The organism is Streptosporangium sp. NPDC048886, from assembly GCF_055586905.1.
On the sequence record NZ_JBVJHH010000033.1, the window covers coordinates 118,455 to 129,419 of the forward strand.

At 71.6% G+C, this 10,965-nt stretch carries 12 protein-coding genes; 7 read left to right on the top strand and 5 right to left on the bottom strand.

What is annotated here, in order from left to right:
• Window positions 1-47: 47 nt before the first annotated feature.
• Window positions 48-734 carry a response regulator gene (locus ACZ6R6_RS34055; protein ID WP_470100386.1) on the bottom strand — a complete coding sequence of 229 codons (687 nt, stop codon included), beginning with the start codon at window positions 732-734 and terminating at the stop codon, window positions 48-50.
• A gap of 318 nt (window positions 735-1,052) precedes the next feature.
• Window positions 1,053-2,255, bottom strand: coding sequence for a sensor histidine kinase (locus tag ACZ6R6_RS34060; RefSeq protein WP_470100364.1), 1,203 nt, complete (start codon window positions 2,253-2,255; stop codon window positions 1,053-1,055).
• Window positions 2,256-2,366: 111 nt separating this feature from the next.
• Here ACZ6R6_RS34060 and ACZ6R6_RS34065 point away from each other — a divergent pair, with 111 nt between their 5' ends.
• The 3 genes from ACZ6R6_RS34065 (at window position 2,367) to ACZ6R6_RS34075 (ending at window position 4,789) form a co-directional block, all read left to right on the top strand.
• Window positions 2,367-2,582, top strand: a complete 216-nt coding sequence (locus tag ACZ6R6_RS34065) for a hypothetical protein (protein ID WP_470100366.1) — start codon at window positions 2,367-2,369, stop codon at window positions 2,580-2,582.
• Between the two features lie 152 nt (window positions 2,583-2,734).
• Complete coding sequence (locus ACZ6R6_RS34070) at window positions 2,735-4,459, top strand: DEDD exonuclease domain-containing protein (protein WP_470100368.1); 1,725 nt, start codon at window positions 2,735-2,737, stop codon at window positions 4,457-4,459.
• 42 nt (window positions 4,460-4,501) lie between these two features.
• The gene (locus tag ACZ6R6_RS34075; RefSeq protein ID WP_470100370.1) at window positions 4,502-4,789 is read left to right on the top strand and encodes an Lrp/AsnC family transcriptional regulator; all 288 of its coding nucleotides are present in this window, start codon (window positions 4,502-4,504) and stop codon (window positions 4,787-4,789) included.
• A 112-nt stretch (window positions 4,790-4,901) separates the two neighbouring features.
• Here ACZ6R6_RS34075 and ACZ6R6_RS34080 read toward each other — a convergent pair whose 3' ends face one another.
• The 3 genes from ACZ6R6_RS34080 to ACZ6R6_RS34090 all read right to left on the bottom strand — a co-directional run bounded on the left by ACZ6R6_RS34080 (window position 4,902) and on the right by ACZ6R6_RS34090 (window position 7,319).
• The gene (locus ACZ6R6_RS34080; RefSeq protein ID WP_470100372.1) at window positions 4,902-5,753 is read right to left on the bottom strand and encodes a sensor histidine kinase; all 852 of its coding nucleotides are present in this window, start codon (window positions 5,751-5,753) and stop codon (window positions 4,902-4,904) included.
• Window positions 5,754-5,836: 83 nt separating this feature from the next.
• The gene (gene trpD / locus ACZ6R6_RS34085; RefSeq protein WP_470100374.1) at window positions 5,837-6,883 is read right to left on the bottom strand and encodes an anthranilate phosphoribosyltransferase; all 1,047 of its coding nucleotides are present in this window, start codon (window positions 6,881-6,883) and stop codon (window positions 5,837-5,839) included.
• 19 nt (window positions 6,884-6,902) lie between these two features.
• Window positions 6,903-7,319, bottom strand: a complete 417-nt coding sequence (locus tag ACZ6R6_RS34090) for a response regulator (protein ID WP_306857593.1) — start codon at window positions 7,317-7,319, stop codon at window positions 6,903-6,905.
• Between the two features lie 177 nt (window positions 7,320-7,496).
• Between ACZ6R6_RS34090 and ctaE the strand changes: the two genes are divergently transcribed.
• From ctaE to qcrB, 4 genes are all read left to right on the top strand, one after another.
• Window positions 7,497-8,114 (top strand): aa3-type cytochrome oxidase subunit III, encoded by a 618-nt coding sequence (gene ctaE / locus ACZ6R6_RS34095; RefSeq protein WP_306857592.1) that lies wholly within the window; start codon window positions 7,497-7,499, stop codon window positions 8,112-8,114.
• 16 nt (window positions 8,115-8,130) lie between these two features.
• Complete coding sequence (gene qcrC, locus ACZ6R6_RS34100) at window positions 8,131-8,940, top strand: cytochrome bc1 complex diheme cytochrome c subunit (protein ID WP_470100377.1); 810 nt, start codon at window positions 8,131-8,133, stop codon at window positions 8,938-8,940.
• On the top strand, window positions 8,937-10,046 hold the full coding sequence (gene qcrA / locus ACZ6R6_RS34105; protein ID WP_470100378.1) for a cytochrome bc1 complex Rieske iron-sulfur subunit: 1,110 nt from the start codon (window positions 8,937-8,939) through the stop codon (window positions 10,044-10,046). Before qcrC ends, qcrA begins: the two co-directional genes overlap by 4 nt.
• Window positions 10,043-10,965: cytochrome bc1 complex cytochrome b subunit (gene qcrB / locus ACZ6R6_RS34110; protein WP_470100380.1), on the top strand; the 923-nt coding region annotated here is incomplete at its 3' end. The genes qcrA and qcrB, both read left to right, overlap by 4 nt.

Below are 10,965 nucleotides of genomic sequence, written 5' to 3' on the forward strand. Positions count from 1 at the left end.
CACCTCGACCTCGGGCGACCGGCCTCGGACGGCCCGCCGCACCGGCCTCAGGCGAGATGCCCGGCGTCGTGGACGATCAGCGCGATCTGGACGCGGTTGTTGAGCTCCAGCTTGGTCAGCACCCGCGAGACGTGGGCCTTGACCGTCGCCACGCTCATGTAGAGGCCGGCGGCGATCTCCGCGTTCGACTTCCCCTGGCCGACGGCCACCGCGACCTCGCGCTCGCGGTCGCTGAGCCCGGCCAGCATCGTCGTGGCCCGCTCGCGGCGCGTCACCACACCGCCGTCGGCGACGTGCGCGATGAGCTGCCGGGTCACCACGGGCGACAGGATCGGCTCGCCCGCCCCGACCCGGCGGACCGCGGCGACCAGCTCGCCGGGCGGGGTGTCCTTCAGCAGGAATCCCGCCGCCCCGGCGCGGAGCGCCCGCAGCACCTGGGCGTCGGCGTGGAAGGTGGTCAGGATGATCACCTCCGGGGCCGCGGCGGCCGAGCGCAGGCGCTCGGTCGCGGTAAGCCCGTCGACCCCGGGCATGCGGATGTCCATCAGCACCACGTCCGGCCGGTGCTCGGCCACCAGCCCGGGCACCTCGCCCCCGTCGGCGGCCTCGCCCACCACCACGAGGTCGCCGGCACCGCCGAGGATCATCGACAGCCCGGCGCGGACGAGCGCGTCGTCGTCGACGATCAGCACCCGGATCTCCGGACCGGGACGGGGCGTGCTCACGCCGGCCACCTCAGCCACCTCTCGTCCTCCCGTGACGTCACCCGATCAGCGTCTCCCACGACGCCGTCCAGTCCATGTCTCCCACGAGGCCACCCGGCCCATGTCTCCTGTAACGCCACCCGGTCAGCGGCCCTCACAACGCCCTCCGGCCCGTGTCTCCCGGGGCGCCCCCCGACCAGCGTCTCCCACGACGCCGCCCGGCCTGTCTTCCACGAGGCCATCCGGCCGGCGTCTCCCGGGGCGCCATCCGGTCACACCCTACGGTCCACGCGCCCGCCGGGGGCGTCCGGCGTGGCTCCCTGCCCCGGCCGGGCCGCCCGCGGGAGGTCACGCGGCCCACGGCAGCCACGCCCTGAGCCGGAACCGGCCGTCGGGGCCCCTGCCGTAGTCGAGACGGCCGCCCATCAGCTCGGCGCGCTCGGTGAGCCCGATCAGGCCGGTCCCGCTGCCGGGGATGGCCTGCCCGACGGTCACCGGATTGCGGATCTCGACGGTGAGCCCGTCGCCGGGGCCGCCGGCCACGGTGACGCCCACCGGGGCGTCGGCGGCGTGCTTGCGCGCGTTGGTCAGCCCCTCCTGGGTGATCCGGTAGGCGTTCCTGCCGAGGCGGGCGGGGGCCTCGGCGGGATCGCTCACCCGCATGTCGAGCGTCACCTCCATGCCCGCGAGCCGGGACTCCTCGACCAGGCCGGTCAGATCCGCCAGGGTCGGCTGGGGCCGGTCGGGGGTGGTGCCCTCGGAGTCGATCCGGAGCACGCCGATGACCTCGCGCAGGTCCTGGAGCGCCTGATGGGCCCCCGCCCGGATCACCCCCGCCGTCCTGGCCACGTCGTGCGGCTCCATGTCCGGCCGGTATTCCAGCGCGCCCGCGTGCACGCTCAGCAGCGACAGCCGGTGGGCGAGCACGTCGTGCATCTCCCTGGCGATGCGCTCGCGCTCCAGGTGCCTGGCCCGCTCCACCCGCAGCTCCGCCTCCACCTCCGCCCGCTCGGCCCGCTCGCGCAGCGTGAGCACGAGCTGGCGCCGGGCCCGCACGAACATGCCCCAGATGACCAGCAGGACGTAGAGCAGCGCGGAGACCATGAACTCCACCCAGAAGGGGAGGTCGGGATCGGGCCGCCAGCAGAGGTAGGGCGCCAGCGTGAGCAGGTGCAGCCCGCCCGTGAGGGCCGCGAACTTCAGCGGCCGGTGCACGGCCACGGTGAACAGCGCCACGCAGACGGGACCGGCGGCGACGCTGGACAGCAGCGAGACCGGCACCAGCGCCAGCGCCAGCCCCACGGGCCAGCGGCGGCGCAGCCAGACCGCGGCGCACGCGAGCGCACCCACCACCTGGTCGGCGAGGAGGACCGGCTGCGGAGTGGAGGTGTCGGAACGCAGGGCGAAGGCCAGGAGCAGCCCCGTCCCCGCGGCCCCGAGGAAGACGAACATGTCCACGGCCCAGTCGCGGGTCGAACGCCGCACCCCGGGCTGCCCCTCCCCCGGATCTCCGCGCAGGACCGCGGGGAGCAGCCACCGATATTCCGTCACGTTCCCCGACGGTACGGCGGAGCGCGCCCGGCCCGGTAGCGACCAAAGTCGATGCCGCCGCCGACCTTCGGCCGAGGCGGCGCGGCCGGACCGCTCACCAGGATCGACGGCATGAAGGGATTTCTTGAGCTGGCCGGAGCCGTCTGTCTCGTCCAGGGTGTCGGCGGAGCCGCGAACTCCCTCCTGGGATGGTGGCGGTGGGCCCACGATCTGCTCCTGGTCAATCATCTGGGGTTCCTGCGCGGATACGAGATCTTCGCCTGCATCGTGCTGGGCGTGCTGGGGCTGGCGCTGTGGGCGGCGGGCTCGGCCGTGGACAGGGGCTGACCCGCGGCCGGGCGGGTCCCTCACACGGCCCGTCACGGGCCCGCCACGGGGCCCGTCACAGGGCCCGCCACCGGATCCGCCACAGGTCTGGTCCACGCCTCCGGCGGGCCCGGCGCGTTAAATGTCGGTCGGGGCTCCTATGGTCTTGAACCGTGGATTACGTCGTGCAGGGAACGCTGGACGAGCTGGGCACGCCACTCGATCAGATCACGTTCGTCGTGTTCGACCTGGAGACCACCGGGGTTTCGGCGGGCGAGCACGCGATCACGGAGATCGGCGCGGTCAAGGTCCGGGGCGGTGAGGTGCTGGGCGAGTTCGCCACTCTGGTCGACCCCGGGTCGCCGATCCCGCCGTTCATCTCCGTGCTCACCGGCATCACCGACACCATGGTCATGACGGCCCCGAGGATCGAGTCGGTGCTGCCGTCGTTCCTGGAGTTCGCCGAGGGCACCACGCTCGTGGCGCACAACGCGGGCTTCGACCTGGGCTTCGTCAAGGCCGCCTGTGCCGCCCACGGCTACCCCCCGCCCGCCCACCAGGTGGTCGACACCGTCGTGCTGGCGCGCAAGCTGCTGACCCGCGACGAGGCGCCGAACTGCAAGCTGTCCACGCTGGCCCGGATCTTCAGCCGGACCGAGCCCTGCCACCGCGCGCTCGCCGACGCCCAGGCCACCGTGGACGTGCTCCACGCGCTGCTGGAGCGGGCGGGCTCGTTCGGGGTGCACACGCTGGAGGAGCTCAAGGGCTTCGTCCGCGCGCCCACCCCGGAGCAGCGGCGCAAGCGGCACCTGGCCGACGCGGTGCCGACCGGCCCCGGCGTCTACGTCTTCGAGGACGAGCGCGGCGACCCTCTCTACGTCGGCAAGAGCACCAACCTCCGCAACCGCGTGCGCAGTTACTTCACCGCCGGGGAGACCCGGCCGCGGATCCGCGAGATGATCGGCATCGTCGAGCGGGTCCGGCCGATCTCCTGCGCCACCGCGCTGGAGGCCGAGGTCAGGGAGCTGCGGCTGATCGGCTCCGCCAAGCCGCGATACAACCGCAGGTCGCGCTTCCCCGAGAAGATGCTCTGGCTCAAGCTCACCGACGAGCCGTTCCCCCGCCTGTCGATCGTCCGAGAGGTCAGAGACGACGACGCCGGCTACCTGGGCCCGTTCACCAGCACCCGCGCGGCCGAGGACGCCCGCGCCGCGCTGCACGAGGCGGTCCCGCTGCGGCAGTGCACCGAGCGGATCACCCCGCGCACCAGGCGCCCCGCCTGCGCCCTCGCCGAGCTGGGCAGGTGCGGGGCGCCCTGCGAGGGCCGCCAGGGCGCCGAGGAGTACGGCCTGCACGCCGTGGCCGCGCGCCGGGCGATGGAGCTGGAGGCCACGACGGTCTTCTCCGCGGTCCAGGCGCGCATGGAGCGGCTGTCCTCCGAAGAACGCTACGAGGAGGCCGCGGCCGACCGCGACCGGCTCGCCGCCTACGTCCGCACCTCCGCGCGCATGCAGCGGCTGCGCTCCCTCACCTCGATCCCCCAGCTGGTCGCGGCCTCCCCCGCGGCGGCCGGCGGCTGGCAGATCCACGTCGTCCGGTACGGCAGGCTGGCCTCGGCCGGGGTGATGCCCCGGGGCGCGCACCCCACCCCGTTCGTGGACGCGCTGGTGGCCACCGCCGAGACCGTCGTGCCGGGGCCGGGTCCCGTGCCCGCCGCCAGCGCCGAGGAGACCGAGTGCATCCTGCGCTGGCTGGAGAGCCCCGGCGTGCGGCTGGTGCAGGTGGAGGGCACCTGGAGCCTGCCCGTCGGCGGGGCCGGACGGCTCAAGGCCCGCCTCGACCACGCCTACCGGCCCGCCGAGCCGCACCAGCGGCGTGAGGGCCGCCCGGCGCGCTGATAACTTCGGAGCTGCAAGCCGCACTCAACGAGGAGGAAGCTCGTGATCACCGCGATCGTGCACATCAACGCCGAGGTGGACCGGATCCCCGAGGTCGCCCAGACGATCGCCGAGATCGACGGGGTGAGCGAGGTCTACTCCGTCACCGGTGAGTACGACCTGATGGCCATGGTCCGCGTCACCGCCTACGAGGAGATCGCCGAGGTCGTCCCCGGCCGGATCAACAAGGTCGCCGGGGTGCTGCGCACCGAGACGCACATCGCCTTCCGCACCTACTCCCGGCACGACCTCGAGGCCGCCTTCTCGATCGGGCTCGGCGAGTCCGACTGACGCCCGCCAGGGGGGCGGAGCCGAGGACCGGCTGTGCCCCCTCGCCCAGGCGGGCGAACCCCGGAGGCTGACCGAGCTGCGCCCACCGGGAAGGGCCGAGACCGGCCGGCGCTCACCCACCCGGGCGGGCGTCCGGGGCCGGCTGGGCCTCGCCGGGGCGGGTGAGGGCCGGCCGTGCCTCGCCCACCGTGGGCAGCCGGGCGCGCACCTCGAAGCCTCCCTCTGGGAGGGCCTTGGCTTCGAGCGTCCCGCCGAAGAGCGTGGCACGCTCGCGCATGCCGAGCAGGCCGTGGCCGGTGGTCGCCGTGGTGGTGACCTGGCCGTCGTCGCGGACCAGCACGTCCAGGAAGCCCGGACGCCAGCGCAGGGTGACGTGGGCCGACTGCGCCCGGGCGCGTCTGAGGGTGTTGCTGAGCGCCTCCTGGACGATCCGGTAGGCCGACAGTTCGAGGGCGAGACCGATCTCGACGGGCCTGCCGTCCTCGACCACGTCCACTCGCAGGCCCGCCGTACGGACCTGGGTCAGCAGGTCGGACAGGTCCGACAGCTTGGGCTGGGGCGTCCTGGCCCCCGGGGGCCCCTCGGCCTTCAGCAGGAAGAGCATGCGCTGCAGCTCCAGGAGCGCCTGACGGCCGGACTCCTCGGCCAGCCGCAGGGTCTCGCGGGCCCGCGCCGGGTCCTTCTCCATGATCATACGGCCGGCGCCGACACCGAGCGTCATCATGCTGACCCCGTGGGCGACGACGTCGTGCAGCTCGTGGGCGATGCGGGCGCGTTCCTCGGTGACGGCGGCATGGGCCAGCGCGTCCTGCTGGTCGGCGAGCTTGGCCTGCTCACGGCGGAGCCTCAGGAGCAGGAGCCTGCGTTCGCGGGCGAGTCCCGCGACGGCCAGGGACAGGCCGAGCAGCACGGACAGCGCCAGGGCGGGCAGTATCTGCTCGGTCAGGGGATCGACAGGCCACATGGGCGCAATCTAGGACGGCCCCGCGAAGGGAGGCATCCCCTCACGGGTGGATCTCCCGTCCGCCCGTGAGGGGATGGCCGAGGTCAGCGCGGCCTGCGCGCCTGGCTGGCCTCGACCCAGCGGTCGAGGACGGCCGCGGCGGCGCCGGAGTCGACGGCCTGGACGGCCCGCGCGTGGGCGGCGGACATGGCGGCTTCGAGGTCGTCGCCCTTGTTGTCGAGGGCGACCAGCGCGGCGGCGGCGTTGAGCAGCACCGCGTCACGGACCGGACCGGTCTTGCCCTGGAGCAGGTCGCGCACGGCCTGGGCGTTGAAGACCACGTCCCCGCCGCGCAGCGCGTCGGGCGCGGCCCGGGGGATGCCGAGCGCGGCCGGGTCGAAGACGGTCTTCGTGGCGGTGCCCTCGCGCACCACCCAGACCGTGGAGGTCGTCGCGGTGGTCAGCTCGTCGAGCCCGTCGTCGCCCCGGAAGACCAGGGCCGACACCCCGCGCTCGGCGAACACGCCCGCGACCACGGGGAGCATGCCCGGGTCGAAGATGCCGATCGCCTGCGCCGCGGGCCTGGCCGGGTTGGTCAGGGGACCCAGGAAGTTGAAGACGGTCGGGATGCCGAGCTCCTTGCGCGGCGGGCCGGCGAAGCGCAGCGCGGGGTGGTAGAGCGGCGCGAAGCAGAAGGCGATGCCCGCCTCCACCGCGACCTCGGCGGTGGCGGCCGGTGACAGGTCGAGCACGACCCCCAGGTGCTCCAGCACGTCGGCGGCGCCGCAGGAGGAGGACGCGGCGCGGTTGCCGTGCTTGACCACCCGAGCGCCCGCGGCGGCCGCCACGATCGCCGCCATCGTCGAGACGTTGACCGTGTGCGCGCGGTCACCGCCGGTGCCGACGACGTCGACGACGGGACCGGCCACCGACAGCGGGGTGGCCCGCTCCAGCATCGTGCGCGCCAGCCCGGTCACCTCCGCGACGGTCTCGCCCTTGGCCCGCAGGGCCACGGCGAAGCCCGCGATCTGCGCGGACGTCGCCGAGCCGGACATGATCTCGTTCATCGCCCAGGCGGTCTCGTCGGCCGTCAGGTGCTCGCCGGCGAGCAGGGCCGTCAGCAGCGCGGGCCAGGTGGTGCGCGCGTCCATGGGGGTCTCCAGGAGTGGTCTACCGGGCGGTCAGGCGGGTGGAGAGGCGGCGCCGCATCAGGTCGGCGACGGTGTCGGCCAGGACCACCGGGTCGATCGGCTGCGCCACCACGGCCTCGGCCCGCGACCACTCGGCCAGCCAGCGGTCGTCGCGGCGGGCGATCAGCAGGCAGATCGGCGGGCAGTCGTAGACCTCGTCCTTGGCCTGGCGGGCCACGCCCATGCCGCCGGCCGGCTGCGCCTCGGCGTCGAGCACGGCGACGTCGATCTCCCCGGAGTCGAAGTGCTGGACGACCTTGGCGTGGGTGGCGCACTCCACGATCTCCACCAGGGGCACGTCGGCGGCCGGACGCCGGCCGATCGCCTGGCGCACCTTCTCGCGGGTGCTCGCGTCGTCGCTGTAGACGAGGACCCTCAGCTTGTCGTCGGTGCTCACGGTCGCGCTCACTATCCCTTGTCGATGTATGGTCACCTGGGATGCTACCGGTCACCCCGCCCGCAGACCCAGGCCGGAGGCATTGACGGGCAAAATGCCCCGTACATCCAGTTTGGATGGACATTTGAGGCCCCTATTGGGGGGTCGTGCGGCGACCCGAGCTGGAGAGCCGCAATAATGCTGCCCGTGGCGACAGCATCCGCAATATCAACGACGACGACAGCACATTCGTCCCGCCGACCCGATCTGGTCAGCGTCGGGACGATCGTCTGGCTGTCCTCCGAGCTCATGTTCTTCGCGGCGCTGTTCGCGATGTACTTCACCATCCGGTCAGTGAGCCTGGGCGAGGGCCTGCCCTGGCCCGAGGCTCATCTGAACGTCCAGTTCTCACTGGTCAACACGATCATCCTGGTCCTGTCGAGTGTGACCTGCCAGCTTGGCGTGTGGGCCGCTGAGAAGGGCCAGGTCGCCAAGCTGCGCTTCTGGTACATCGTCAGCTTCCTGATGGGCGCCGTGTTCGTCGGCGGCCAGCTGTACGAGTACAGCCAGCTGGTCGAGGAGGGGCACACCCTGTCGCACTCCGCGTACGACTCGGTGTTCTACCTGACCACGGGCTTTCACGGCCTCCACGTGACCGGTGGACTGATCGCGTTCCTGTTCATGCTGGGACGCACGTACGCCGCGAAGCGCTTCACCCGTGAGCAGGCGACCAGCGCGATCGTCGTGTCCTACTACTGGCACTTCGTCGACGTGGTCTGGATTGGCCTTTTCGTGACCATCTACGGCATTCATTAAGGAATCGGGGATCTCAGTGAACAGGATCACCGCTAGGCGGCGGCATCCCCTCGCGAGATACGCCGTCCTGCTTCTGGCCCTCGGGCTGGTCGGGGGGTTCTACACCCTCGTGGCCCCGCCGAGCGAGCGGGCCGACGCGGCCATCGCCGCCGGCAGGGCCGACGACGTGGCGGAGGGCAAGAAACTCTTCGAGCAGAGCTGCGCCAGCTGCCACGGCCTCAACGCCGAGGGCACGGCGAACGGCCCGACGCTCGTCGGCGTCGGCGCGGCGGCCGTGGACTTCCAGGTCAGCAGTGGCCGCATGCCCCTGGCCAACCCCGGCGCCCAGGCGCCGCGCAAGCCCGTGGCCCCGTGGGTCAACGACGAGACCATCAGGCAGCTCTCGGCCTACATCCAGTCCCTCGGCGGCGGCCCGACCGTCCCCTCGCAGGAGCAGGTCGACCCCGCGAAGGGCAACAAGGCGAAGGGTGGCGAGCTGTTCCGCGCGAACTGCATCCAGTGCCACAACTTCGTCGGTTCCGGCGGCGCCCTGACCCAGGGCAAGTACGCTCCGCCGCTGCACGACGCCACCCCGACGCAGATCTACGAGGCCATGATCACTGGCCCGCAGGCGATGCCGGTGTTCAACGACAGCATCATCACTCCCGAGCAGAAGCGGGACATGATCGCCTACATCGTGGGCGTGCGTGAGGAGCCCAACCCCGGCGGCGCAGGTCTCGGCCGCATCGGCCCGGTAACCGAGGGCCTGGTGGCCTGGATCGCGGGCATCAGCCTGCTCGCCCTGGCCGCCATCTGGATCACCGCGAAGAAGCGACAGGCCCAATGACTGACAACAATCACGACATCGAGCAGCCCGAAGACCGCGTGCCCAAGCGCGTCATCGGCACCCCCTCGCCCGCCACAGGCACCTCCCTGCTCGGCGCCGAGGAGCAGCACGCCGGGGGCGTCGACGTCCCCGGCGTGACCCCGCAGAACGAGGCGACGGCGAAGAAGGGCGAGAAGTTCGCCGCCCTGTGCTTCACCGTCGCCCTGCTCGCGGGCATCGGCTTCATCGTGGCCTACGTGGTCTTCCAGGTCGGCGACGTCGAGAAGACGCAGCTCTCCACCCTGACCCTGGGCGGCACGCTCACCCTGGCGCTGATGGCGCTGGCCGCGGGCATCGTGGTCTGGGTCCGCATGATCATGCCGAAGTACAACCTGGTCCAGGAGCGCCACCCGATGGCCTCCGACGGCCAGGCCCGGGAATACGTCGCCGAGACCTTCACCCAGGGCGTGGCCGAGAGCGGCATCACCAAGCGGCCGCTGCTGCGCCGCACGCTGCTGATGGCCGCCGCCCCGCTGGGCCTGGCCCCGCTGGTCCTGCTGCGCGACCTCGGCCCGTCCTACACCGACTTCCCGAGCAAGCTGCGGCACACCGTCTGGGGAGAGAAGACCAAGGACGGCAAGCCCCGCAAGCTCGTCGTGGAGGGCACCGGCGCGCCGATCCGCGCGGCGGACTTCAACTCCCCGGGCGGCATCCTGTCGGTGGTGCCCCAGGGCTACGAGCACGACCTGAACGCGCTGGCCAAGGCCACGCTGATCTTGATCAAATTCCGCCCGGAAGAGATCAAGTCCGGAACGAACCTGAACTGGACGCACGACGGCATCGTCGCGTACTCGAAGATCTGCACGCACGTGGGCTGCCCCGCCGCCCTCTACGAGCAGACCACGCACCACATCCTGTGCCCGTGCCACCAGTCCACCTTCGATGCCGCCGACGGCGCCAAGGTCGTCTTCGGTCCGGCCGCCCGGCCTCTGCCCCAGCTGCCCATCGCCGTGGACGATGAGGGATACCTCGTGGCCACGGCTGACTTCGCCGTCCCCCCGGGTCCCAGCTTCTGGGAGCGCGGCGACGCCGAGGCCGAGGTCCGTGAGAACGGAGGCCACGCATGAGCACCGGAACCGTTCCGAAGCCCATAGCGAGCACGAGCAATTTCATCGATGAGCGCATCGGCGCCGGAAACTTCCTCAAGCGCAATCTGCGGAAGGTCTTCCCCGATCACTGGTCGTTCCTGCTGGGCGAGATCGCGCTGTACTCGTTCATCGTCCTGCTGCTGACCGGCACGTTCCTGACGTTCTTCTTCAAGCCCACCATGGGCCACGTCGTCTACGAGGGCTCCTACGAGCCGCTCAAGGGCGTCATGATGTCCGAGGCGTACGCCTCGTCGCTGCACATCAGCTTCGACGTCCGCGGCGGTCTGCTGATGCGGCAGATGCACCACTGGGCGGCCCTGCTGTTCGTCGCCGGCATGATGGTCCACGCGCTCCGAGTGTTCTTCACCGGTGCGTACCGCAAGCCGCGCGAGCTCAACTGGCTGATCGGCGTCCTGCTGCTGACGCTGGCCCTGGCCGAGGGTCTGACTGGCTACTCCCTCCCCGACGACCTGCTCTCCGGCGCCGGTCTGCGGATCACCGAGGGTGTGGCGATCTCCCTGCCGCTGGTCGGCACCTGGATCACCTTCTTCCTCTTCGGCGGCGAATACCCCGGCGAGGACGTGATCTCCCGGTTCTACTCGCTCCACATCCTGCTCATCCCGGGCATCCTGCTGGCGCTCATCAGCGCCCACATGATCCTGATGTGGGTGCAGAAGCACACGCAGATGCCGGGCAAGGGCCGCACGAACAACAACGTGGTGGGCGCCCCGTTCTACCCGGCCTTCATGGCCAAGGCCGGCGCCTACTTCATGTTCACGTTCGGCACCATCGCGCTGCTGGGTACCTTCGCCCAGATCAACCCGATCTGGCTGTTCGGTCCCTACACCCCGGCCGACATCTCGGCGGGATCCCAGCCCGACTTCTACATGGGATTCCT